Below are 24,015 nucleotides of genomic sequence, written 5' to 3'. Positions count from 1 at the left end.
CACCGGTGTCCGATAGATCGATACCACCATGGAACAGATACAAGACGGCGGGCCCGCTGCCGTAGTGAGGGAGCGCGCTCGCGAAAAGCTGGTGCGCGACCTCGGCGACGTCTTCATGCATGCATTCAACGACCCGCGAACGGTCGAGATCATGCTTAACGCAGACAACCGGCTTTGGCAGGAACGGCTGGGCGAGGGCATGCGCTGCATCGGCACGATGCGCCCGAGCCAGTCCGAAGCCGTCATCAAAACCACCGCGGGTTATTACGGCAAGGAAATCACTCGCCTCAATCCGGTCCTTGAGTCGGAGTTCCCGCTCGACGGATCACGCTTCGCGGCGCAGCTTCCACCGATTGTCGGTGGCCCCACGTTCGCGCTGCGCAAGAAGGCCGTCGCCATCTTCGGCCTCGCCGATTACGTCGCCAGCGGCACGATGACCGCCACGCAGCGCGACGAGCTGATCAAGGCAATTCATGGGCATCGGAACATCCTCGTCACCGGAGGCACGGGCTCAGGCAAGACCACGCTCATCAACGCGATCATCCGCGAGATGGTCGAAGCCAACGCCGACGAGCGGGTCTTCATCATCGAGGACACGGGCGAGATCCAATGCCTGGCCCAAAACTTCGTGCAGTATCGCACCTCGTTCGAAGTGAGCATGACCCAGCTTCTTCGCACATCGCTGCGCATGCGACCTGACCGCATCCTCGTCGGCGAGGTGCGTGGCCCCGAAGCGTTGGACCTGCTGATGGCGTGGAACACCGGGCATGAAGGCGGCGCCGCAACGCTACATGCCAACGACGCGCGCGCCGGGCTGTCGCGCTTGGCCATGCTCATCAGCATGCACCGCGACGCGCCCCGTCCCATCGAGCCCTTGATTGGGGAGGCCGTCCACCTCCTCGTCCACATCGCGCGTACCCCCGGTGGCCGCCGCGTCCAGGAAATCGTCGCCGTCGATGGCTACGAGAACGGACGTTACGTGCTGCGAAATCTTTGAACCAGGAGTTGTCATGCAGAAGTCGTTTCTTAAGCCCCCTCAAAACGTGTCGCGTCTGCACGTGACCGTCGTCATTTTCATCGTTCTCGCCTTCCTTTTCGTGCCTGAACTGGCGTTTGCTGCAAGTGACGACGCACTTCCCTACGAAGAGGGGCTTGGTAAGTTCCAGAAGTCGCTGAAAGGGCCGGTGCCCTTCGCAATCTCACTGGTCGGCATCGTGGCCTGCGGTGCCATGTTGATCTTTGGCGGCGAAATCAGCGGTTTCCTGCGGACGATGGTCTTCATCGTGCTCGTGGTCGCCGTCATGGTGCAGGCGACGACCCTCGTTGAGATTTTGGGCGGAACGGACACCCTCGTTTCTAGCAGCGACCTGAGCACGCCGGCACTCACGCGGGACGTTGCGTAATGGCGATCCGCACGATCCCCATCCGGCGAGCGGGTAATCGCGACAACCTCGTCCTGGGCGGGGATCGCGAGATGGTGATGTTCACGGGTCTGCTCGCGGGTGCGTTGGTGTTCTCTGCGCAGGAACTCAAAGCGGGTCTGTTCGGCGTCGCGATGTGGATCTTTGCCGTGCAGGTGTTTCGCCTGATGGCAAAGGCCGACCCGAAGATGCGCTTCGTGTATCTGCGTCAGCGGCGCTACAAGGCGTACTACGCGCCGCGTTCCACGCCGTTCCGTACGAACGGACCGGCCGAGGAGCGGCAGTACCGATGATGGTCTGGATCATCGTGGCGATGGCGGTCATCACGGCCGCCCTCGTCGTCCTCCTGATCGCGGGTATCCGCCGCCTGGATGCCGAGCCCAAGCTCGACTTCCGTCGCCCGCATGGGCAGGCGGTGGCCGACCTGCTGAACTACGCGGCGGTGGTGGACGACGGCGTGATTGTTTGCAAGAACGGCGCGTTCATGGCCGCGTGGATGTTCGAGGGCGACGACGCGGCGAGCAGTACCGACGAGCAGCGCGAAACCGCATCGATGCGCGTCAACCAGGCGCTGTCCCGGCTCGGCAACGGGTGGATGCTTCACGTGGATGCCGTGCGCCGTCCGGCGCACGAATACGCCGACGCGTCCGCCTCGCATTTCCCCGATCCGGTGTCTGCCGCCATCGATGAAGAACGCCGCCGCCTGTTCCGTAGCCTGGGCACCACGTACGAGGGCTACCTCGTCATGACGCTGACCTGGTTCCCGCCGCAGATCGCACAGCGAAAGTTCGTCGAAATGATGTTCGACGACGACGCCGAGGTCGTAGGAAGCACGGAGCAGACCCATGCGCTGATTGCCGACTTCCAACGTGAATGCCGCAGCTTCGAGAGCCGCCTGTCGAGTGTCTTCCGCATGCATCGGCTCAAGGGACACACGCAGATCACGGAAGAAGGCCGCAAGTTGACGCACGATGACTTCCTGCGCTGGCTGCAGTTCTGCGTGACGGGACTCGATCATCCGATCGCGTTGCCGGACAACCCGATCTACATCGACGCCCTCGTTGGCGGGCAGGAGATATGGGCGGGCGTTGCACCACGCATCGGCCGGCGCTTCGTGCAGGTCGTCGCGATCGAGGGTTTCCCCATGGAGTCCTATCCCGGCATCCTTGCCTCGCTGGCCGAGCTGCCAAGTGAGTATCGCTGGTCGAACCGCTTCATCTTCATGGACCCGCACGAAGCCCTGCGGCAGATGGAGAAGTTCCGCAAGAAGTGGCGGCAGAAGGTGCGCGGCTTCTTCGATCAGGTGTTCCAGACCAACACCGGTGCCGTCAACTACGACGCACTGTCGATGATGCAGGACGCCGAGGCGGCCATTGCGGAAATCAATAGCGGGCTCGTAGCGCAAGGCTTCTACACCAGCGTGGTCGTCGTGTCGGACGAGGATCGCTCGCGCCTCGATCGCTCGGTCAGACAGATCGAGAAGGCCATCAATGCGCGTGGCTTCGCTGCTCGCATCGAGACGATCAATACCATGGACGCGTTGCTCGGCAGTTTCCCCGGACATGGCGTCGAGAACGTGCGTCGTCCGCTGATCAATACGTTGAACCTCGCCGACCTGCTGCCCAGTGCGACCATCTGGACGGGCCAGGCCGATGCGCCGTGCCCGATGTATCCGCCAAGCTCGCCACCGCTGATGCAATGCGTGACCCAGGGTGCGACGCCGTTCCGGCTCAACCTGCACGTCAACGACCTGGGCCACACCTTCATCTTCGGTCCGACCGGCGCCGGCAAGTCGACCCATCTCGGCATGCTGGCCGCCCAGCTACGCCGCTACAGGGGCATGTCGTTGTACTGCTTCGACAAGGGGCGCTCCCTGTATCCGCTGGTGAAGGCGTGCGGCGGCTTGCATTTCGACATTGCCGGTGACGACGACACGCTCGCCTTCTGCCCTCTGCAGTTTCTGGAGTCGAAGGGCGATCGGGCGTGGGCGATGGAATGGATCGATGCCATGCTCGCACTCAACGGCGTGCAGACCACGCCGGCGCAGCGCAACGAGATCGGCAGCGCGATCCAGTCGATGCATCGCTCGGGAGCGACCACGCTTTCCGAATTCGTACTGATGATCCAGGACGAATCGATCCGCGAGGCGCTGAAGATCTATTCCGCCGATGGCGCGATGGGGCACCTCTTGGATGCGTCGGTCGACGGCCTGCGACTTTCTGATTTCGCCGTGTTCGAGATCGAAGACCTGCTCAATCTAGGCGACAAATTCGTTCTCCCGGTGCTCCTCTATCTGTTCCGCCGCATCGAGACATCGCTCAAGGGTCAGCCCGCCGCGATCATTCTCGACGAGGCGTGGCTGATGCTCGGCCATCCCGTGTTCCGCGCCAAGATCCGTGAATGGCTCAAGGTGCTACGCAAATCCAACTGCCTCGTGGTCATGGCTACGCAGAGTCTTTCGGATGCCGCCAACTCCGGCATCCTCGACGTCATCGTGGAGTCCACCGCGACGAAGATCTTCCTGCCCAATCCTTTTGCGCGCGACGACGATGCGGCTGCGCTGTATCGGCGCATGGGCCTCAACACACGGCAAATCGAGATCCTCGCGACGGCAGTGCAGAAGCGCCACTACTACTACGTGTCCGACAAGGGGCGTCGGCTCTACGACCTCGCGCTCGGGCCGCTGGCGCTGGCCTTCATCGGCAGCACGGATAAGGAATCCCTCGCCACCATACGTACGCTCGAGGCGCGCCACGGTGACGAGTGGGTTCATGAGTGGCTGCAGCTCAAAGGGCTGCGCCTGGCGGATTACGGAGTCCGAGCATGAAACCAAGAAAGAACGGACCGCGCGTACCGCCGGTCTCGATGGGTCAGGCGCTGGCGCACCCCTACCTCAACGCCCGGCGAAGCTGGAACTCGCACGTGGGTAGCCTCATTGCATCGCGCACGCTATGGCAGGCCACGGCACTCATCAGCTTACTGCTGGCGCTTGCGGCCGTAGGCGGTGTGATCTACATCGGCAGCCAGTCAAAGTTCGTGCCCTATGTCGTCGAGGTCAACAAGCTCGGCGAGGCAATGGCCGTATCGCCAGCCGCCAAGGCATCCAAGGTCGATCAACGCATCGTGCGTGCTTCAGTGGCCGAGTTCATTGTCAACGCGCGTACCGTCACGCCTGACGTTGCCATGCAGCGCCGCGCCATCTTCAAGGTGTACGCGTTGATGACGGCGGGAAGCGCAGCGACCGGAAAGATGACCGCATACCTTAACGGGTCACCGGAAACGACGCCCTTCAAGCGTGCGGAGAAGCAGACCGTGAACGTCGAGATCGTCTCCGCAATCCCGCAGACGGCTGCGACCTGGCAGGTCGACTGGATCGAGACGCAGCGGACACGCAAGGGCGAACTCATCGGCAAGCCCTATCGCATGCGCGCGCTGCTCAACATCGCCAGCCAGCCCTTGCCACCCGACGTCACGGAGGACCAGATCCGCCTGAATCCGCTGGGCATCTATGTCTCCGATTACTCCTGGTCCAAGCAGTTCTGACAGAGCACGATCAATGAAAACAGCCTTTCTAGCCGCCGCGGTCGCATGGTTCGCCGCGGGAGCGGCCGCGGCCGCCTCCACGACCGAAACAGAGCTTGCCAACCAGTTCTTCTCGACCGAGAACCCCAAGCTCACCGCGCAGGAGAAGGCGGGCCTGGACATTTCGCATAAATGGATTGCGAGTACGTCTGCGTCGGTGAAGCCTGTGCCGGGACCGGACGGCACGATCCGTTTTCTCTACGGCCAGTCGCAGCCGAGCATCGTATGTGCCGTGTTGCAGGTGTGCGACGTGGAGCTTGAGCCCGGTGAGCAGGTCAGTTCGGTGAATCTTGGCGACGCGGTGCGCTGGCTGGTGGAGCCTGCCGTGTCGGGCGCAGGCGACGACGCCATTCAACACCTGGTGATCAAACCGCTGGACGTCGGTCTGGAGACCTCGCTGATGGTCACCACCGACCGTCGCACGTATCACCTGCGTCTGCGTTCGCATCGCACCGAGTACATGCCTCGCGTGGCGTTTTCGTACCCTGAATCCGTCGATGCGAAGTGGGCCGCGATGAAGAAGCGCACGGCGCAGGCCCAGGCAAGCAAGCCATCCGAGTCAACGGGTACGAACGAGTACCTCGGCAACCTGGACTTCCGCTATCGCGTGACCGGCAACGCGCCATTCAAGCCGTCACGCGTCTACAACGACGGTGTGAAGACGATCATCGAAATGCCGAAGACGTTCTCGCAGGGTGAAGCGCCAACGCTGCTCGTGGTGCGCGACAGCGGCAGCGTCTTCAAGAAGGACGACGAGGTCATGGTGAACTATCGGCTGCAGGACGGCCGCTACATTGTGGACACGCTGTTCGAGAAGGCCGTGCTCGTGACCGGCGTCGGCGTGGGGCAGCGCAAGATCACCATCGAGAGGCGCCGATGAAACGCGCGGTCGTCCTCGCACTGACCGTCTGCCTCGTCGGCTGTACGCCGCTGCCGCCCAGGCGCAGCACCGTGGCCGACACGGATCCGCTGCGCCGTGCCGTCGTCGCTGACGTCGTTGCCGGCGTGAGCGAGGTCTACGAGCCGACACAGACGGTCTTGGTACCCACCCATCCGATGGACGGCGCCTTCGGTGTCGCGTTGCTGGCAGCGCTCAGAGCACAAGGCTTTCGTATCGGGGAAAGCGTCGTCCGTGGTACGCCTTTCGATTGCTCCGTAGACCGTGTGGAAGGCTCGCTGTATCGCGTTACGGCGGCCATCGGCAGCACCGTGTTGTCGCGGTTGTGGGTGTTCGACGGTGAGCGCGCCTACACCGGTGGCGCCTGGACGCGCCGGGAGTGATCGGCATGGAAAGGCAGCACTCCAAGACGTCTCCCTCAGACGCCGTACTCACCCCCCGGTCCGACGAGAAGCCAACCGGCGTCCGTCGCGTCAACAACATGCCCCTGCTGATCATTGGCGGCGTACTGGCGATCTTCGTCGTGCTTGTCGCGCTGGTAGCCGCGCAGCGTGGCGCCAAGGCGCCCGCTGAGCCCGCCGCGGCGGCCGCGCTGCCCGAGAACAGCCGATTGCTCGACCAGATGCTGGCCAATGCGCCGAAGGGTGGACTCATTCCCGATCCCGACGAGAACCGCGTGCCGTCGTTTCCCGTCGCTCGGGTGGCGGATCCCGATCTTCCGCCGCGTCCCGACACGGCACCGACCGCTCCTGCGGAAATTCCCGTCGATGACGCCATGGCCAAGCAGCGAATGAGCCGTTTCCAAACAGCGATGCAGGCGAAGACCGCAGTGATCTCGGGTACATCGGCGCAGGCTGACCGGGCCCCCGCGACCGACAGGGAGGCACCGGAAAAGCCCGACGAACCGGAGGCTGAGCCGTCGGGATTCCCGCCGCCACAGAGACCCATTGTCGCGCAGGGCGACTATGGGAAGTTCGACCGAAAGAAAAAGGGTGGGCGCAACGAAGATCGCTGGCAGCTCGATTCGACGGTCGACGCGCCGCGCACGGTCTATGAAGTGCGCGCCGGTGCCGTGATTCCGGCGACGTTGATCTCAGGCATTAATTCGGAGCTTCCCGGGCAGATCATCGCCCAAGTCAGCCAGGACGTCTTCGATACGGCGACGGGGCGCTACAGGGTGGTTCCGCAGGGATCCAAGCTCATCGGTCGCTACGACAACGGTATCGTGCTGGGACAGTCGCGAGTCCTCGTCGCATGGCAGCGCATCGTCTTTCCGGATGGCAAGGCCATGGATATCGGCTCGATGGAAGGTGTGGATAGCGCCGGCTATGCCGGTCTCACCGACAAGATCGACCGCCACTACATGCGCCTGTTCGGCTCCGCCATCCTTATGTCCGGCATTACTGCCGGCTTGACATCGTCCCGCGTGGATCCGGAGAACGACCCGTTCGGATCGTCCAGCGCAGCGCAGCTCAGCCAGAGCCTTGCTCAACAAATCGGCGAGGTGGCGACGAAGATGATCGAGAAGAACATGAACATCGCGCCGACGCTCAGGATCCGTCCTGGCTATCGCTTCAACGTGATGGCCGTGAAGGATCTCACCTTTGAGAAGCCCTATCGCGCTTTTGACTATCGATGATTCCCCCCCCTCCGGCACGAGCCGGCTATCCCCAAGGTGCATATCCAATGAAAAAGAGAACAAAAAAGTCGATACGTGTTGCTCCCGCGATCGCGGTGCTTCTTGCGTCGAGTACGGCGCAGGCAGGCGTCCTGAACGTTCTTGATGCAGCGAACCTGGTGGTCAATGAGACCACCATGTTCTCGAACGTGGCGCAGAACTTTCAGTTGACCGCGATCAAGCATCAGCTGAAAAGCAAGGACAAGGGCACGGTGATCCATCACACGATCAATATCGATAAGTCTGCCCTTCACATCGACAAGTCAACGCAGAACATCGATACGTCGACCACCAACATCGACACAACGACCACGAATATCAATAAGAACATTGAGATAAACACCGAAATCAATAACGACTTCACCTGGATCATCAATAAAGAGGGTGGGGACGAGATCATCCCGATTCCGTTCGAGAAACAGTTCAATAAGATCATGGATGGTCAGACCGTTGATCAATACACGGGGCACTACCGAACCATCAGCGACTATGAGAGCCGACCACTGGCTAACTACGCGGACGGCACGATCGACGAAGCGTCGCGAGCCCGTAAGGCAGCCAACGACACGCTGGTGGCCGCCATTGCGGATGACGAAAAGGCGCTGAGGGTGGACGCAGAAAACGCCAATGCCATCTTCACGATTGCTACTAGCGAAAACGCAAAGGGCCACGCCAAGCAGCTGCAGGTCGCCAACGCGCTCGCCGCGTCGGAGTTGAACCAGATGATGAAGCTGCGCGCGATGATGCTTGCATCCGAATCCGCTCGGGCGGCGGAATCGCAGGCCTCGGCGGATCGTGAGGCGCGTTCCGTTGCCGTGGGTCGCAACGTACGCAGTGGCCTCGAGAACGCCATCATGAAGGCGAAGCTTCCGCGCGCCGCTCCCAACTGACGTCGAAGGCGGCGCCGGGCAGCGCCGCCACGATGCTCCCTTCGCTCCCCCGTCGGCCAGTCAAGCATGCAGTTTCTTATCCGTCATCGCGTCGTACTTGTTGCGCTGCTGTGTCTCCTCGTCGTTCCCTACGCGTGCGCCGAGGACATACCGATGGACGATGTCGTCGGAGAAGCACTGCGCCGGTTCAGAGCGCAGACCCTCAGCGACACCATTCTCGATTCCGCAAAAAAGCTGTTCTGGACCCTGGCGACGATCAGCCTGGTGTGGACCATGGGCATGCTGATCGTGCGTCAGGACATCGGCGAGCTGCTCATGGAGCTGATTCGCTTCATCATCCTGACCGGTGTGTTCTATTGGCTGCTCGTCAACGCGAGCACGCACCAGAACGGCGACGGTTACGTCGATGCCATCGTGCGCTCGTTCCTGCAGCTTCCGAACGACGAACCAAGCGACATGCTCATGGTCAACAAGGGCAACGGGATTTTGAGCAAGGGCTTGCTGGTGTTCTTCGAGGTCGTTCTCGGGACCGAGCAGGGCGGCGATATCGACCGGCTCGTCATGAGTGCCATCGCCACCCTCATCCTGGGTATCTGTGCGGTCATCGCCGCCCAGTTTCTGCTTGCCCTCGTATTGGCCTGGGTGCTCGGCTACGCGGGAATCTTCCTGCTCGGCTTCGGCGGCTCGCGTTGGTCGTCACCCATCGCCATCAACTACTACAAGCATGTGCTTGCCGTGGGCGGCGTGCTTCTGGCACTGGGTGTCGTCGGCTCGGTGTCGGTGTCGTTCCTGCAGACTCTGGATTTTCCGAAGAACCTGCGGGAAGTCTCTCGTTACTCGTACCTCGGTCTCATGTTTGGCGCCTCCATTCTGATGATGGTGCTTTCGCTGAAGGTGCCGCAGTTGTTGTACACGCTCATCACGGGTTCGACGCTGGGCCTCTACGCCGGTTCGGCCAGCGCCGCGGGCATGGCTATCGCGACGGCCGGCAGTTCGGCGTACGCCGTTGCCTCGGGCCGATTCCCTGGCGGCGGTGGTGCGGGTGGAGGCTCGCCCGGTGTGCACCCTGCCTCCTCGGGCGCCGGATCGAGTCGCACTGACTCGGTGATGGAGGCCGTTCAACGTTCGACCTCCGCTGCGGGCGGCATGAGCGATCCCTTCCACGTCGGTTCGAGCTCGGATCCCTTCGGTGTTCCGCGTAGCGCCGATTCGCTACGGGGCGGTCGTGGGGGCAGCGTCTTCGGGAGCACGTCCGACGTCGCCAGCGCATTGCATACGGTGGGATTCGGCGAAGCCGATAGCGCGACGCGCACGGCGGTGGCGACGACGCTGCGTGACGCCACAGGGGGACCCGGCGGCGACGCCGTATCGCGCGCTTTCGACAGTGGTGGAAGTGAAACACCACGCGGTGTCGAGGGCGGCCAGAGTGACGGCTCCGTCTTTCCCGGCACACGCAGCGGCAACGTCCCGTCCTTCGCACCGAAGAGAGAACACGAGCCGTTCCCGGGCGATGCGTCCCAGCCAGGCAGCATGCCGGGCGCGTATGAGGCCGCAACGTCGGGAAGCCAGGCGTCCATCGATCCTCCGCAGAGTGGTTCTCCCCGTTCGGCAGTGACCTCGATGCGCTCGTCCCACACAGAGCCTTACGCTGCCGCCGTGCCCGAGCTTCACACGCCTATCGCTGCGGAGGCTGACGGTGGCGTCGCCATGGGCGAGACGACGGGCATGCCGATCAGTCGGTCGACATCTCACGTCACGCAGATCGATCACGCGTCCAGCCTGCCGAGCCCGGCATCGTCGTCGCCGATCTCGGCAGGGTATGCCGACCGCACGGCTTCCCTGCATGCGTCGATTCGCTCCGATGACGCATCCCCTTCGACGCATCCTCCGATCGCGGGCGATGGCAACGATATGCGCGCCATGATCACGGCGTCCAATGGGACGGGTGTCCGTATGCAAGCACTCGACGACACGTCCTTGCAGACGGCGTCCATCGTGCCCGCGGATCACTCGTACATCGAGCACCGGACCGATGACATGCCCACGTCGGTGCAGCCCGGAATGACGGTCGACGCAAGCGATATGCGCTCCGTGTCCACAACGCCCAGTGCGGCGGACGTCCGTATGCCAACACGCGCCGACACCTCCGTGCAGACCGCGTCCATGGCGTCGGAAGGCCAGGGTCCCGTTTCGGCCTTGAATATTCGGGGGGCCGATGTCGCAGCGTCGGAGGCGACGCCTGCCACCGCGTCGCTATCGGCCGGTCGTGCCACGGTCGATACGGAGGCCAACGTATCCGGGACATCGCCATCCGTGCTTACCGAGGATACGAAAGCGATCCCGCACAGCCGCACCGATGACGCAGCGCTCTTTGTCTCAACCGCGTTGCCGCGCGAACCGACCACGCGCCACGAGGTCACGACGCAACGGGACGCCGACGATCTGAAGCCGGAGACCGGTGCACACGTGCAGGCGCATCGGGACGTGAGCACGCGCATCGACACGACGGTGGAAACGCAGCAACGCATCGAACGGGTAGCGGCGCCCGTCGACGTGACGTCGAACATGACGCAGGGCACGATTACTGACGAAACGACGTCGAGCGACACGAACGTCACGCAACGTGTCGCTACGCACATCGTCGCATCGGACTCGACGACTGAGGGTGCCGTGCCTCGCATGGCGTCGAGCGCTCCTGTCGACACGTCGATGCCCCATGCGGCGGATGTCGTTCAGAAGGGTGCGGCTTCCGACCCCGCAACGGTTTCGCTGCCCGGTCATACGGCGCCCCTTACAACGACGGATACCGCGTCGGACGAGCTGACGCCGCGTCCATCATCAGCGTCCGATAGTCCGAACGGCGAGACGGACGGCAACGAACCGCCGATGGCACAGCCATGATGGACGTGCTTCCGGACATCCCACCGGAGCGCCAGGAAATGGTGGCGTGTTCGCTCGGTGCCGCGCTGGCATACGACATACCAGCGAATATCCTGCTCGCCGTGGCGGAGAAGGAAGGCGGCAAGCCCGGGCAATGGGTGCGCAACGAAAACGGCACCTTCGACGTCGGTGCGCTGCAGTTCAACACCGCGTACCTGCGCGAATTGAGTCGCTTCGGCATCACGCCCAAGGACGTGGCAGCACCGGGCTGCTACCCCTTCCTGCTCGCGGCATGGCGCATTCGCGGGCACCTGCGCAACGACGAAGGCGACGTCTGGACGAGAGCGGCGAACTACCACTCCCGCACGCCTCGCTTCAACGCCCGCTACCGCGCCGATCTAATCCGTCGCGCGACCCGCTGGACCACATGGCTGGATGGCCATTTTCCGACCCACGACGCCGTCGTGGACGTTGCCCCTTATGGAAAGAGATAAGCAATGAAGATTCCGCTCGAAATTCCACGCCGTCGAATCGTCCTCGCCTTGGCGCTCTGTGCCGGCGCACCGTGGAGCGCGGCCATGGCCGCCAAGGATGGTTGCTATTACTCGGCCACTGGCAATTATCAGATCGGCCAGACCAGGGAAATTGTCGTGTCTAACGACATACCGGAAGGAGAGGTCGTTCGGGAATCGGCCGCGGCAGGTGATGGGGTGACGCTCGCGACATGTATGGAAGGCGTCGCCACCTTCGAGGGCGATTACACTACGCCCCGGGTGAACTCACTGGTACCACTGATGGTGGGAGGGGTGGCCTCCGGTTTCGGTCTGGAATTGACCCTCAAGGAGCTCAATGACGGAGGACGCGAGTTTAGCTTTCCGCATCGCTATCAGCGCTCTTTCAGTCAGCCCTATCCATTGCGTAGCAACGAGACCGAGGTGGGCTACCGCGTGATCCGAATGACTGGCCCCGTGAGATTCGGTCGGGTCGACCAGATGGAAGTTGCGCAGCAATGGTCGTACCAACCTGACGGTGCGCGAACCCAATCCTTCCGGAAGATGGTCATCTACGATCTCTCCTTCGTGCGGCCTGGGTGCAGCATCGATACGGAGAGCCTCAACCAAGAGGTCGCCCTGGGCGATTACCACGTAGGCAACTTCGCTACACCCGATCGCGCGACACCCTGGGTGACGTTCCGCATGACCGTAAAGGAGTGCAAGGAGCCGGTTGGCCTGGTGGCAAGTTTCACCTTTGGCACCTCGGCGGATCGAGACCCGGACAACCCGAAACTGATCTCCCTGTCGGGGGCCGATGCGCCGGAGAACGTCGGTATCGAGATCGCCGACCGTCACAAGGACACCATCGAGCCGGGCGTGCCGATCACGCTCAACGCGCTGGAGACTGGCGAGGCATTCGAGTTCAACGCGCGCTTGCGCGAAACCAGGTCCAATGTGCGCGGCGGTCGGATTTCCCGGCCGGTCACCGTGCTCGTCGAATTCATGTGACCGGGCGATGGCCTCCCGTCGTCTCGGTATAGGCATAGTGCGAGCGGTCGGCGTGGCTTTACTGGCGTCGCTGACCGGCTGCGCGTCGGTCGCGGTCGTCGGTAAGCGCATGGACGCCGGGGGTGACGTCACGGTCTCTGCATTGCAGGTGTATTCGTTTATCCCCTTGCACACCATGGGTTCGGAGCGTCTCTACCGCGATGCCCAGCGCTTCGACGGGGCGCTGGTGCGGCGTCTGAACGATGCCAAGGTCTCTGCGGTTGCGGTGGACGTCGAAGCCCTCGTGCGCCGTGATGGCCTGGCGGTGGACGTGAGCGTTTCCGACCGGGAAGGGCGGAAACGCAGCTTCATACTCCCCGAGCGCGAGGTGCTGGCCGCCGATCAACCCGCCGCGGCCGTTTCAGCGGCGACGCATCGCCTCGTGATACTGCCTTCGCGCGTCATCGTGGATCGGTCCACGGGTGTCACCCATGGCGTCCTGCACTGGCGGTTGGAGCCTACCGCCACGGATGCGTCGCCGGTAGCGGTGGGCTTGATTCGCTACACCGCTGATGCGCGCGGTTTTCCCGCGCCGCGCATGGCGCGCGAACTGGTCCTGAAGCTGCAAACGCTCGGCATGCGCTGAAACTCAGTAGTCCGCTTCCAGCGTGCGGAACGGCTTCGCAAGCCTGACGCCGTCTGCGTCCCAATCATGCAGCGCCCTGCCGTCGACCGTTATCCGCGACGGGCGCACGCGGTCGGGCCAGTACACGCGCACTGGCGTCCCGGGACGAATGCCGTCGCCGAGCGTGACGGTGAAACGCTTGCCATCACGCCGCGCCGTCATGCTCAGGGAACCGTAGGCCACGGGCAGGCGGGTGACCGACAACCCTTCGCCAGTGACCCAAGACGGGGGCGCGCCGGGAAGTAGATACAGCCCGTCGTCGGCTTCGCGCATCAGCATGCCGAAGAGTGTTCGCGCGTACTCCGAACCGATCCACGTATGCGGCATGTCGCCCAGATAGCCGGGATGCCGCAGGCGTGAGTGGACCACTTCCGCCCACATGTTCCATTCGGGTGGGCGACGATCGCGAACGACATCGGCGAGAAGCTCGGCCGCGTCGTTCGGTCGGTTCAGATAGACGTAGGTCAACACGTTGCGTAGCTCGTACGGCGTATACGCGTACAGGGCGTCCGGTGCTTCACGCTTGCGCACGTCCGCAAGATAGCGGTCGAAGGTCCGCACCAGCGCATCGTGCGGAAGGATGTCCATCTGGCCGGCGGGATCGAGGGCGATGGACACGCTGGTGGGGTCCCCGTCGCCCAGATCGGCGGCCGCGGGAATGGTGTCGGTGCCCTTCCACGCCATGGTGGTGACGATCGACTGGCGCATCGATTCGCGCAGCGCCGCGTATTGCTCGCGCGCATACGTCGCAAGCGCCTCGTCGCCCCATTGCTCCGCGAGCCATGCGCCGTCGTGCCACCCCTTCAACGCCCAGTAATCGTCCCAGTAGCTGTGCGTGGGGCTGGAATAGCCTTCATGGCTGATCGAGGGCGCGATGATGCCGTGGAAGCGCTCGGGGGCGGGCAGGTGCGAGAGATAACCCGGCACCATCGTGCGCTCGCGCAGCTCCTGCATGAAATGCATCGCGGCACGGACCTTGGGCAGGTAATCCTTCACGCTCGCGGGGCCGCCACCGAAGCGCGCCACATCGGCCACGAGGTTGATGAATTCGCCTTGGCTGTCGTACTCGATGTCGGAGCCGAAACCGCGGTTGACGCTGCCATCGGCGTTGAGGATCGGCGACACCAGTCCATTCTCGTGCACGGCGTGGGACGCGTACCAGTCGAGGTAATCGCGCGCGGTTTTTACTTCGCCCATGCGCAGCAGAATCGACGCGGTCGCAGCACCGTCGCGAATGAACGAGCGGTTGTAGTTGCGCGGACCCGCCTGCATCGCATGGCCTGTCTGGTTCACCAGCATATACGCCGCCTGCGAGCGCAGGATGTCCACGAGCGTGTGATCCGGCAGGGAGATGCCGACGCCGCCCAGTCGCTTTTGCCAGGCCGCCGACACGCGATCGGCCAGTGCGTCATAGCCGTCGGTGGTGAAGGCGGACCGGTCGACCGGTGGCGGTTCCGGCAGACGGCCCTGTGCATCTGCGGGCGCGTTGCCCAAGGGAAACGCTAGGACGACGTCGCGTTGTTCGCCCGGTGCGAGGCGTACCCGATAGCCCAGTGCGCCCGCGGCGAGACCATCGTCGTCGTGTGCGTCGCGCGCGGCTGGCAACTGCGCTGCAGCCACATTGCCGGTGATTTCGGTCTCGCCATGCGCGCCGAATGGCGCAGCGCCCGCGGCGTCGACGGGGGTCAGCGACGACAGCAGCGTGCGCCCGTCCACCCGCACATCGGTATCCGTGCGATCACCGTCGATGGCGATGTCGTGAATAGGCGAGGCGCCCCCGTTCTGCCAAGGCGGATTGACCTGGATGGGACGAACGACCAGCGTCAGCGTGCCTTGGATGGTCGTGCTGCCGGTGTTGCGCAGGCGATGTCGCAAGAGCACCACCGGCTGGCTTTCGCCTTGAACTGCCACGGCCTCGCTGCGTATCGACAGACCGGGTTGGGCGGTCCAGCTCACCGAGGGCATGGGTTTCCAGCCATCGCGCAGGGCGTGAGTGCGTTGCGCGCCGTCCGATACGGCGGCGTGGCCGGACGCGTCGCGCCAGATGGCCTGCACCTGCGGTCCGCCCTTGAACGGTTCGAGGTTGCCGTATTCGTCGAAGATCGCTTTCTGCAAGCCGGCCGGTACGCCCGCGGCAGTCCAGTACACCTGCTGCATGTGCAGCGACGACGGAAACAGTTCGGCGTGCGCGCGGGAAGCGGCGACCTGGTAGCGCTTCATCGGCGTCATGACCCGCGATGGCCCGAGGAAACGCAACCGTGCGATCCGCGGGGTCGCGCCATCCTTCGTGCCGACGACGAGGCGCAGCGCGGACACCTCGCTCGCCTCGCGTGCGGCGAGGTAGGAACTGTCGCCAACGCTGCCAGGATCGCTGGCGAGGGTGCGCCAGTGGCCCTTCGCGTCACGTGCTTCCAGCGTCGCGCCGTCGCGTGGACCGTCCCAGCGCACCTCGAGACCGGCGATCGACAGCGGGCGGGGCAGGGCGATGTCGAGCTGTCGCGCGTCATGCGGGCCTTTGCCGACGACGCCGCGCGACGGGCCGTCCGCCCACAGCGAGGCGCCGTCGTCCTTGCCGTCCAGACCGGCGATCCGCGGCGCCTGCGCCGCGGCGAACGGCTCGAACTCGAAGACCGAGACACCCCAGTCGGCCGTGCGGTCCGGCGCCGCAAGACGCACATAGCGTGCGTCGGTGGCCGGAAAGACGAGGTACTCCGTCCCGCCCGGCGAATCGGTCACGCGATAGACCGGGTGAAAATCCTTGTCATCCACCGAGACCTGGACCGTATAGGCGGCGGCGAACCCGCTGTCCCAGTGGATGCGCGCGCCGCCGATCCGGGTCACCTTGCCGAGGTCCACCTGCAACCAGTGCCCGGGGCTGAAAGCGCCGCCCCAACGCGTGGTCTCGTCGCCGTCGATGGCATGCTCCGGTGCCAGCGCAGGCACCTGTTGCGACGAACTGCTGGCCTTCCAGGCGCTGCGCGGTGGGAGGCCGTCTGCGGCAGATGCCGAGGCAGCCATGGCGGCAAGGGAGACAGCGAGGGTCAGGCGCGCGCAGCGCGCAGGAGCAGGCATGGACATGAAGCGACCTCCTGGGGAGGTCATCTAGCCTAGGCACGTAACGCGATGTAACCAACCCTTCGGCGGTAGAATTCGCCATTCCGCGGGCAATGAAGTACCTCACCATGCGCAATCCACTGCAGGAACAGCTTCTGAAGGCGGGGCTGGTCAAGAAGGACAAGGCGGCCAAGATCGTGCGCGACCAGGCGAAGCAGCGCCAGGGGAAGGCGCCCGCGGCGCCCGCCGAGGACCAGGTGGACGCCCGTCGCCTGCAGGCCGAGCGCGCCGAACGCGACCGCGCCCTTGCCGCCGAACGCAACGCCGAGGCGCGGGCGAGGGAAATCCGCGCGCAGGTACGGCAGATCGTGGAGACCACGCGCGTGAAGCGCGAGGGCGATCTTCCCTACCGCTTTCCGGACGGCGACAAGATCGCCAGCGTGTTCGTCAATGAAAACCTGCGTGCGCAGCTTGCGTCGGGGGCGCTGGTGGTCGCGCGCCTCGGCGACGGTTACGAGCTGATTCCGCGTGGTCCCGCGGACAAGATTCACGCCCGGTCGCCGGAAACGATCGTGCTGGATCACGGGCGCAAGGAAGGCGCCGCCGCGCCGTCCGAGGAAGAAGTGGACGACTACTACAAGCAGTTTGTCGTGCCCGACGACCTCATCTGGTAAGAGCACAGCCCATGACCGTTCTCGTTACCGGCAGTGCGGGACACCTCGGCGAGGCGCTGGTTCGGCGGCTGCGCGCAGACGGACGCGCGGTGCGCGGCATGGACATCAAGGCTTCCGCTTATACCGACGTCGTGGGCTCGATCGCCGACGAAGGTTTCGTGCGCGACGCGATGTCCGATGTCACGGAGGTGATCCACAGCGCCACGCTGCACAAGCCGCACATCGCCACGCATGGCAAGCGAGCGTTCGTGGATACCAATGTCGGTGGCACAACGACATTGCTCGAAGCGGCCGTGGCGCACGGTGTACGTGCGTTCGTATTCACCAGCACCACGAGCGCCTTCGGCGCGGCGCTGTCGCCGGCACCGGGTGAACCGGCCGCGTGGATCGATGAAGACGTGGTGCCCGTGCCGAAGAACATCTACGGCGCGACCAAGATAGCCGCCGAAGGTCTGTGCGAGTGCGTGGCGCGCCAGGACCGATTGCCCGTGCTCGTGCTGCGCACGTCGCGGTTCTTTCCGGAAGACGACGACAACGCAGGTGTCCGCGCCGAATACGACAGCGTGAACATGCAGGCCAACGAGCTGCTGTATCGCCGTGCCGACCTCGACGACGTCGTGGAGGCTCACGTGCTCGCGCTGGAGCGCGCGCCGGCCCTGCGCTTCGGGCGATACATCGTTTCCGCCACCACGCCGTTCTCACCCGATGACGTCATCGCGTTGCGCGAGGATGCGGCGTCCGTCGTGCGCCGGCTGTTTCCGGACGTGGATGCGCTGTACGCCGAGCGCGGCTGGAAGCTGCTGCCGTCGCTGGACCGCGTCTACGACAGCCGTCGTGCCACGCGCGATCTCGGCTGGCGACCGAAGCGCGATTTCGCCTTCGTGCTCGACTGTCTGCGCCGCGGTGAGGATTTCCGCAGCGACATGGCGCGCGCCATCGGGGTGAAGGGCTACCACGACGCGGTCTTCGAGCACGGTCCCTATCCCGTCCTGCCGTAACGCGACGTGCGTTGTCAGGCGAGCTGCTTTCGCTCGTGACGCAACAACCAGTCCTTGCGCCACAGGCCGCCACCGTAGCCGGTCAGCGAGCCGTCCGACCCGATCACCCGATGGCAGGGAATGACGATGGCGATCTGGTTCGCGCCGTTGGCCCGGGCCACGGCGCGCGTGGCCGTGGAGCGACCCGCCGCCACGGCGATCTCCGCGTAGCTTCGCGTCGTCCCCGGCGGTATTGCCATCAAGGCGTCCCAGACGATGCGGGTGAACGGTGAGCCATGCGCGGCCAGCGGCGTGTCGAACGTCGTGCCTTCGCCCGCGAAATAGCGGCGTAACTCCGCGTCGATGCGCTCGATGATCGGCGTGCGACCGAACGTGATGGCCGATCGTGTGGCCTGACGTAAGCGCTTCAGTTCGTTGGGCAGGGCCGTGCGGTCGAAGAATTCCAGCAGGTGCAGTGCGTGATCGTCGGCCACCGCGAGCATGCTGCCGATGGGCGTGTCGATCCATTCCGCTTTCAGCCACTCGCGGCCACGCAGTTCCACGGGGCAGTCGCCGAGCAGCCGCACGATCGCTTCGCGAAAGCCGCTGCCGGAGTCGTAGCCCGCCGCCTGCTGGGCATCGATCACGCTGGCGCCTGCCGCCAGGCGGTCCATGCCGCGGGCGGTACGGCGCAGTCGCGCCATGTCCAGAAAGGTCAGGCCCAGGTGGCGTTTGAACGCGCGGCGGACCGTGGAAGGGTCGTAGCCCAGCCGGAGCAGATCGTCCTCCGACCAGACGCGCTCGGGCTCGTCCTCCAGCAGGCGAAGCAACGCCGAGACCATAGGTTCGCGCTGCCCGATGGGATCGAGCGGCCGGCAGCGCAGGCACGGACGAAAGCCCGCTTCGAAGCAGCCGGCCACCGAATCGAAGAAACGCGTGTTCTCGAACTTTGGCTTGCGGGCGGGGCAGGTCAGCCGGCAGAACACGCCGGTGCTGGTCACCCCCACGAAGGCATGGCCGTCGTAGGCGGGATCGCGGTCCAGCAGCGCCCGGTAGAGCGTCTCGTGGTCGGGGAGGTCGAAGAGCATGGGCGCGACGATACGCCGGATGGGGCGCCTTCACCGCCGAGGATCGGGCGGCTATTTCGAGGGAACCGTCACGGCGGTTCCCTCGAAAGACCGGGCGTCAGACCTTGGCGCGGTCCGTCTCGAGCGCCTTGTTGATGCGCAGCGCGACCAGCGTGCAGGCCACGCCGGAGAGCAGATAGGCGCTGACCGCGACCAGGCCGAAGCGCGTGGACAGGCCCAGCGCCACCAGCGGCGCGAACGCGGCGCCGAACAGCCAGGCGAAGTCGGAGGTCAGAGCCGCGCCGGTGTAGCGGAAGCGCTTGGCGAAATTCGCCGTGACCGTGCCCGCCGCCTGCCCGTAGGAGAGGCCGAGCAGGGCGAAGCCGATGATCAGGAAGGCATCCTGCGCGATCTTGCCGCCGCCCAGCAGCCACGGCGAGGCGATGGCGAACAGGCCGATCAGCACGGCCATGGTGCCCAGCGTATTGCGGCGACCGATCTTGTCGGCGATGACGCCCGAGGCCACGGTGGCGAGGATCGCCACGAACGCGCCCACGATCTGCACGATCAGGACGTTGTTGATGTCCTGCGAACGGCTGAGCGAGATCCACGACAGCGGGAAGATCGTCACGATGTGGAACAGCGCATAGCTGGCCAGCGCGGCGAAGGCGCCGATGAACAGGTTGTAGCCCTGGGCGCGCACCATTTCGATGATGCCGATGGGCTCCAACTGGCGCTCTTCCAGCAACTGCGTGTATTCCTCGGTCACGACCAGGCGCAGGCGGGCGAACAGGGCCACGACGTTGATCGCGAAGGCCACGAAGAACGGATAGCGCCAGCCCCAGCCCAGGAAATCCTCGCGCGAGAGCTGGGTGTTCAGGAACAGGAACAGCGACGCCGCAATGAGGAACCCGGTCGGCGCACCGAGCTGACCGAGCATGGCGTACCAGCCGCGACGGCCCTTCGGCGCGTTCAGCGACAGCAGGGAGGGCAGGCCATCCCACGAGCCGCCAAGCGCAATGCCCTGCAAGAACCGCAGCACGCCAAGGATCACGATCACGGTGTAGCCGTTGGACGTATTGGCCGGCAGGAACGCGATGCAGACCGTGGACGTACCGAGCAGGAACAGGGCGGCCGTGAGCTTGGTGCTGCGGCTCCAGGTGCGCTGGATGCCCATGAACAGCGTCGTGCCGATCGGCCGGGCGATGAAGGCGAGCGAGAAGATCGCGAACGCCAGCAGGATGCCGTCGAGCTGGCTCAGGAACGGGAAGAACACCGCCGGGAACACCAGAACGGAGGCGATGCCGTAGGTGAAGAAGTCGAAATACTCCGAGGCGCGGCCAATGACCACGCCGACGGCGATTTCGCCCGGGGCGACCGGCGCATGGCTAGTCTGGTGCTGGCGGCGGACATCGTGTTCCGCGCCTTCGGCAGCATTGTGATGGGCGTGTGAAATGCTCGACATCGTATTCGGCCCGCTCGGGGAGGTGGATGGCAGGATAGCGAAGGATCGCACTAACCCGCTTGGAGGACCATGGGACAAAGTGTCCTATGGCCCGCGCACGCGGATCGGCGTATTTTTTCGTGTCCCCACGGTTAAACCCATCATGCGAATGTCCATGAAGATGTTGCGCGGATTGCTGATCCCCGCCCTGGCCCTGATCCTTTCGGGCTGCGACGCCGTGCTGCTTTCGCCCTCGGGCGATATCGCCCGGCAGCAGCGCGACCTGATCATCATTTCCGTGGTCCTGATGCTGATCATCATCGTCCCGGTGATCGTGATGATCCTGACCTTCGCCTGGAAGTACCGGGAGTCGAACAAGGCAGCCCATGCCGAGTACGCCCCGGACTGGAACCACTCCACGGTGCTGGAGCTGCTGATCTGGTCGGCCCCGCTGCTGATCATCATCGCGCTCGGCGCGGTGACCTGGACCAGCACCCACAAGCTGGACCCGTACCGCCCGGTGGAGCAGATCGACCAGGCCCGCGCGCTCAAGCCCGGCACCAAGCCCCTGGTAGTGGAAGTGGTGGCGCTCGACTGGAAATGGCTGTTCCTCTATCCCGAGCAGGGCATCGCGACGGTGAACGAAATGGCCGCGCCGGTCGATCGCCCGATCGAATTCCACATCACAGCGTCCACGGTCATGAACGCGTTCTTCGTTCCCTCCCTGGCGGGCATGATCTATGCCATGCCGGGCATGGAGACGCAGCTCAACGCGGTCATGAACAAGACCGGCGATTTCGAGGGTCTTTCCGCGAACTACAGCGGGGCCGGCTTCTCGGACATGCGCTTCCGCTTCCATAGCCTGTCCGACGCCGATTTCGACGCCTGGGTGGCGAAGGCCAAGGCCAGCCCCGAGCCGCTCAGCCGCGAGGACTACCTGAAGCTCGAACAGCCGAGCGAGAAGGAGCCCGTGCACTACTACGGCAGCGTGGCGCCGGGTCTGTACAACGCCATCCTCAACCGCTGCGTCGAAGCCAACCGCATGTGCACCAGCGACATGATGGCCCTCGACGCGCAGGGCGGGCAGGGCATCGTGGGCGCGTACAACGTGACCTCGCTGGATGCCGCGACGCGCGCCCGCATCGGTCTCGCCGACGACGGTCAGCGCTATGTCGGCGCGCTTTGCGTCGGCAACAGCGCCGCCGGCCAGCCCATGACGCCTGCCGGACGCCCGCTGTGAGCGCGGCTGCCTTTCAAGAATTCACGCCTTGCCGAGCCCGGTAATGAACATGCCCGATCTACAGACACTGATCTTCGGACGCCTCTCGCTCGAGGCGATTCCGTACCACGAGCCGATCCTCGTCGGCACCTTCATCGCGGTCGCGCTCGGGGGCGTCGCGCTGTTGGCGCTCATCACGAAGCACAAGCTTTGGGGTTACCTCTGGCACGAGTGGTTCACCAGCATCGATCACAAGAAGATCGGCATCATGTATATGGTGCTGGGCATTGTGATGCTGCTGCGCGGCTTCTCCGACGCGTTGATGATGCGTGCGCAGCAGGCCATCGCGTTCAACGGCAACCCGGGCTTCCTGCCACCGCACCACTACGACCAGGTCTTCACCGCCCACGGCGTGATCATGATCTTCTTCGTGGCGATGCCGCTGGTCACCGGCCTCATGAACTACGTGGTGCCGCTGCAGATCGGTGCGCGCGACGTGGCGTTCCCGTTCCTCAACAACTTCAGCTTCTGGATGACCGTGGCCGGCGCGATGCTGGTCATGGCGTCGCTGTTCGTCGGTGAGTTCGCCCGCACCGGCTGGCTGGCCTATCCGCCGCTGTCCGGTCTGGCGCAGAGTCCAGACGTCGGTGTCGACTACTACTTATGGTCGCTACAGATAGCGGGCGTAGGAACCACGCTGTCCGGCATCAACCTGATCGCGACCATCGTCAAGATGCGCGCGCCGGGCATGTCGATGATGAAGATGCCCATCTTCACCTGGACCTCGCTGTGCACGAACGTGCTCATCGTCGCGGCGTTCCCTGTGCTGGCGGCCACGCTGGTGCTCCTCTCGCTCGACCGTTACGCCGGCACCAACTTCTTCACGAACGACTTCGGCGGCAACGCCATGATGTACGTGAACCTGATCTGGATCTGGGGTCACCCCGAGGTCTACATCCTGGTGCTGCCGGTGTTCGGCGTGTTCTCCGAGGTGACCTCCACCTTCAGCCGCAAGCGCCTGTTCGGCTATGCGTCGATGGTGTACGCCACGGTGGTCATCACCGTGCTGTCGTACCTCGTGTGGCTGCATCACTTCTTCACCATGGGTTCGGGAGCGAGCGTCAATTCGTTCTTCGGCATCACCACGATGATCATCTCGATCCCGACGGGCGCGAAGATCTTCAACTGGCTGTTCACCATGTACCGCGGACGCATCAAGTTCGAGGTGCCGATGCTGTGGACGGTCGGCTTCATGGTCACCTTCGTCATCGGCGGCATGACCGGCGTGATGCTCGCGGTGCCGCCTGCCGACTTCCTGCTGCACAACAGTCTGTTCCTGATCGCGCACTTCCATAACGTGATCATCGGCGGCGTGATCTTCGGCCTGTTCGCCGGCATCAACTACTGGTTCCCCAAGGCCTTCGGTTACAAGCTCGATCCGTTCTGGGGCAAGTGCTCGTTCTGGTTCTGGCTGGTGGGCTTCTGGGTCGCCTTCATGCCGCTGTACGTGCTCGGCTTCATGGGCGTCACCCGCCGCATGAACCACTTCGAGGATCCGTCGCTGCAGATCTGGTTCCAGATCGCCGCGTTCGGCGCCGTCCTCATCGCCCTCGGCATCGGCTCGTTCCTCATGCAGCTGTGGGTGAGCTACAAGCGCCGCGACGAACTGCGCGACGTGACCGGCGATCCGTGGCACGGCCGCACGCTGGAATGGTCCACGTCGTCGCCGCCGCCGGAGTACAACTTCGCATTCACCCCGGTCATCCATGACATGGACGCCTGGTGGGACATGAAGGAGCGCAACGCCGGCCGTCGTCTCGAAGGCTACCTGCCGATCCACATGCCGAAGAACACCAGCGCGGGCGTCATCATCGCGGGTATCGCCTTCGTGTTCGGCTTCGCGATGATCTGGCACATGTTCCTGATTGCCGGTATCTCGTTCGTGGCAATGATCGCCGCAGCGATCGTCCACACCTTCAACTACAAGCGCGACTACCACATCCCCGCCGACGTCGTGGCCCGGACCGAGGCCGCCCGCACGGAAGAGCTTGCCGCCCATGTCTGA

The 24,015-nt window shown here is 64.3% G+C and carries 19 protein-coding genes and 1 pseudogene; 17 read left to right on the top strand and 3 right to left on the bottom strand.

Annotated features, from left to right (window positions below; all coding sequences use genetic code 11):
* Positions 1–28 precede the first annotated feature (28 nt).
* The 13 genes and pseudogenes from trbB (at position 29) to IM816_RS18025 (ending at position 13,476) form a co-directional block, all read left to right on the top strand.
* Positions 29–997: a P-type conjugative transfer ATPase TrbB gene (trbB, locus tag IM816_RS18085; RefSeq protein ID WP_250339168.1), complete on the top strand. Its 969-nt coding sequence runs from the start codon at positions 29–31 to the stop codon at positions 995–997.
* A 13-nt stretch (positions 998–1,010) separates the two neighbouring features.
* Positions 1,011–1,403: a TrbC/VirB2 family protein gene (locus IM816_RS18080; RefSeq protein WP_250339167.1), complete on the top strand. Its 393-nt coding sequence runs from the start codon at positions 1,011–1,013 to the stop codon at positions 1,401–1,403.
* Positions 1,403–1,714 carry a conjugal transfer protein TrbD gene (locus IM816_RS18075; protein ID WP_250339166.1) on the top strand — a complete coding sequence of 104 codons (312 nt, stop codon included), beginning with the start codon at positions 1,403–1,405 and terminating at the stop codon, positions 1,712–1,714. The genes IM816_RS18080 and IM816_RS18075 overlap by 1 nt, the downstream gene beginning before the upstream one ends.
* Positions 1,711–4,248, top strand: a complete 2,538-nt coding sequence (locus IM816_RS18070; RefSeq protein ID WP_250339165.1) for a VirB4 family type IV secretion/conjugal transfer ATPase — start codon at positions 1,711–1,713, stop codon at positions 4,246–4,248. Before IM816_RS18075 ends, IM816_RS18070 begins: the two co-directional genes overlap by 4 nt.
* Complete coding sequence (locus tag IM816_RS18065) at positions 4,245–4,964, top strand: VirB8/TrbF family protein (protein WP_250339164.1); 720 nt, start codon at positions 4,245–4,247, stop codon at positions 4,962–4,964. The genes IM816_RS18070 and IM816_RS18065 overlap by 4 nt, the downstream gene beginning before the upstream one ends.
* A 13-nt stretch (positions 4,965–4,977) precedes the next feature.
* On the top strand, positions 4,978–5,883 hold the full coding sequence (gene trbG / locus IM816_RS18060; protein ID WP_250339163.1) for a P-type conjugative transfer protein TrbG: 906 nt from the start codon (positions 4,978–4,980) through the stop codon (positions 5,881–5,883).
* Positions 5,880–6,284 carry a hypothetical protein gene (locus tag IM816_RS18055; RefSeq protein WP_250339162.1) on the top strand — a complete coding sequence of 135 codons (405 nt, stop codon included), beginning with the start codon at positions 5,880–5,882 and terminating at the stop codon, positions 6,282–6,284. Before trbG ends, IM816_RS18055 begins: the two co-directional genes overlap by 4 nt.
* Before the next feature lie 5 nt (positions 6,285–6,289).
* Positions 6,290–7,540: a TrbI/VirB10 family protein gene (locus tag IM816_RS18050; protein WP_250339161.1), complete on the top strand. Its 1,251-nt coding sequence runs from the start codon at positions 6,290–6,292 to the stop codon at positions 7,538–7,540.
* 47 nt (positions 7,541–7,587) lie between these two features.
* Positions 7,588–8,469, top strand: coding sequence for a TrbJ/VirB5 family protein (locus tag IM816_RS18045; protein WP_250339160.1), 882 nt, complete (start codon positions 7,588–7,590; stop codon positions 8,467–8,469).
* Between the two features lie 66 nt (positions 8,470–8,535).
* Positions 8,536–11,370 carry a P-type conjugative transfer protein TrbL gene (trbL, locus tag IM816_RS18040; RefSeq protein WP_250339159.1) on the top strand — a complete coding sequence of 945 codons (2,835 nt, stop codon included), beginning with the start codon at positions 8,536–8,538 and terminating at the stop codon, positions 11,368–11,370.
* Positions 11,370–11,813, top strand: a pseudogene (locus tag IM816_RS18035) (lysozyme family protein); the annotation flags it as partial. The gene trbL and the pseudogene IM816_RS18035, both read left to right, overlap by 1 nt.
* 33 nt (positions 11,814–11,846) lie before the next feature.
* On the top strand, positions 11,847–12,851 hold the full coding sequence (locus IM816_RS18030; RefSeq protein ID WP_250339158.1) for a fimbrial protein: 1,005 nt from the start codon (positions 11,847–11,849) through the stop codon (positions 12,849–12,851).
* Between the two features lie 7 nt (positions 12,852–12,858).
* The gene (locus IM816_RS18025; RefSeq protein WP_250339157.1) at positions 12,859–13,476 is read left to right on the top strand and encodes a hypothetical protein; all 618 of its coding nucleotides are present in this window, start codon (positions 12,859–12,861) and stop codon (positions 13,474–13,476) included.
* Positions 13,477–13,479: 3 nt separating this feature from the next.
* Here the strand turns inward: IM816_RS18025 and IM816_RS18020 are convergent, their stop codons facing one another.
* Positions 13,480–16,593, bottom strand: coding sequence for a discoidin domain-containing protein (locus IM816_RS18020; RefSeq protein ID WP_250339156.1), 3,114 nt, complete (start codon positions 16,591–16,593; stop codon positions 13,480–13,482).
* Positions 16,594–16,697: 104 nt separating this feature from the next.
* Between IM816_RS18020 and IM816_RS18015 the strand changes: the two genes are divergently transcribed.
* Both IM816_RS18015 and IM816_RS18010 read left to right on the top strand, forming a co-directional pair.
* On the top strand, positions 16,698–17,243 hold the full coding sequence (locus tag IM816_RS18015) for a DUF2058 domain-containing protein (RefSeq protein ID WP_250339155.1): 546 nt from the start codon (positions 16,698–16,700) through the stop codon (positions 17,241–17,243).
* A gap of 11 nt (positions 17,244–17,254) precedes the next feature.
* Positions 17,255–18,241, top strand: coding sequence for an NAD-dependent epimerase/dehydratase family protein (locus tag IM816_RS18010; RefSeq protein ID WP_250339154.1), 987 nt, complete (start codon positions 17,255–17,257; stop codon positions 18,239–18,241).
* A gap of 14 nt (positions 18,242–18,255) precedes the next feature.
* On the opposite strand, the gene IM816_RS18005 is transcribed toward IM816_RS18010, so the two are convergent.
* Both IM816_RS18005 and IM816_RS18000 read right to left on the bottom strand, forming a co-directional pair.
* Positions 18,256–19,308, bottom strand: a complete 1,053-nt coding sequence (locus IM816_RS18005) for a bifunctional transcriptional activator/DNA repair enzyme AdaA (protein ID WP_250339153.1) — start codon at positions 19,306–19,308, stop codon at positions 18,256–18,258.
* A gap of 97 nt (positions 19,309–19,405) precedes the next feature.
* Positions 19,406–20,752 (bottom strand): MFS transporter, encoded by a 1,347-nt coding sequence (locus IM816_RS18000; protein ID WP_250339152.1) that lies wholly within the window; start codon positions 20,750–20,752, stop codon positions 19,406–19,408.
* Positions 20,753–20,894: 142 nt separating this feature from the next.
* Between IM816_RS18000 and cyoA the strand changes: the two genes are divergently transcribed.
* Positions 20,895–21,971, top strand: coding sequence for a ubiquinol oxidase subunit II (gene cyoA / locus IM816_RS17995; RefSeq protein ID WP_250339151.1), 1,077 nt, complete (start codon positions 20,895–20,897; stop codon positions 21,969–21,971).
* A 70-nt stretch (positions 21,972–22,041) separates the two neighbouring features.
* Positions 22,042–24,015 (top strand): cytochrome o ubiquinol oxidase subunit I, encoded by a 1,974-nt coding sequence (gene cyoB / locus IM816_RS17990; RefSeq protein WP_250340797.1) that lies wholly within the window; start codon positions 22,042–22,044, stop codon positions 24,013–24,015.

The sequence above is a fragment of the Luteibacter flocculans genome (assembly GCF_023612255.1).
Taxonomy (GTDB): Bacteria; Pseudomonadota; Gammaproteobacteria; order Xanthomonadales; family Rhodanobacteraceae; genus Luteibacter; species Luteibacter flocculans.
The sequence above is the reverse complement of the archived record's forward strand: the minus strand, read 5'-3'. Positions and strand labels throughout refer to the sequence as shown.

Coding starts and splice junctions, on each gene's coding strand:
- trbL (WP_250339159.1), top strand. CDS start 8,536: ATGCAGTTTCTTATCCGTCATCGCGTCGTACTTGTTGCGCTGCTGTGT.
- trbB (WP_250339168.1), top strand. CDS start 29: ATGGAACAGATACAAGACGGCGGGCCCGCTGCCGTAGTGAGGGAGCGC.
- IM816_RS18005 (WP_250339153.1), bottom strand. CDS start 19,308: ATGCTCTTCGACCTCCCCGACCACGAGACGCTCTACCGGGCGCTGCTG.
- IM816_RS18045 (WP_250339160.1), top strand. CDS start 7,588: ATGAAAAAGAGAACAAAAAAGTCGATACGTGTTGCTCCCGCGATCGCG.
- IM816_RS18065 (WP_250339164.1), top strand. CDS start 4,245: ATGAAACCAAGAAAGAACGGACCGCGCGTACCGCCGGTCTCGATGGGT.
- trbG (WP_250339163.1), top strand. CDS start 4,978: ATGAAAACAGCCTTTCTAGCCGCCGCGGTCGCATGGTTCGCCGCGGGA.
- IM816_RS18010 (WP_250339154.1), top strand. CDS start 17,255: ATGACCGTTCTCGTTACCGGCAGTGCGGGACACCTCGGCGAGGCGCTG.
- IM816_RS18080 (WP_250339167.1), top strand. CDS start 1,011: ATGCAGAAGTCGTTTCTTAAGCCCCCTCAAAACGTGTCGCGTCTGCAC.
- cyoA (WP_250339151.1), top strand. CDS start 20,895: ATGCGAATGTCCATGAAGATGTTGCGCGGATTGCTGATCCCCGCCCTG.
- IM816_RS18000 (WP_250339152.1), bottom strand. CDS start 20,752: ATGTCGAGCATTTCACACGCCCATCACAATGCTGCCGAAGGCGCGGAA.
- IM816_RS18055 (WP_250339162.1), top strand. CDS start 5,880: ATGAAACGCGCGGTCGTCCTCGCACTGACCGTCTGCCTCGTCGGCTGT.
- IM816_RS18050 (WP_250339161.1), top strand. CDS start 6,290: ATGGAAAGGCAGCACTCCAAGACGTCTCCCTCAGACGCCGTACTCACC.
- IM816_RS18025 (WP_250339157.1), top strand. CDS start 12,859: ATGGCCTCCCGTCGTCTCGGTATAGGCATAGTGCGAGCGGTCGGCGTG.
- IM816_RS18030 (WP_250339158.1), top strand. CDS start 11,847: ATGAAGATTCCGCTCGAAATTCCACGCCGTCGAATCGTCCTCGCCTTG.
- IM816_RS18075 (WP_250339166.1), top strand. CDS start 1,403: ATGGCGATCCGCACGATCCCCATCCGGCGAGCGGGTAATCGCGACAAC.
- IM816_RS18015 (WP_250339155.1), top strand. CDS start 16,698: ATGCGCAATCCACTGCAGGAACAGCTTCTGAAGGCGGGGCTGGTCAAG.
- IM816_RS18020 (WP_250339156.1), bottom strand. CDS start 16,593: ATGTCCATGCCTGCTCCTGCGCGCTGCGCGCGCCTGACCCTCGCTGTC.
- IM816_RS18070 (WP_250339165.1), top strand. CDS start 1,711: ATGATGGTCTGGATCATCGTGGCGATGGCGGTCATCACGGCCGCCCTC.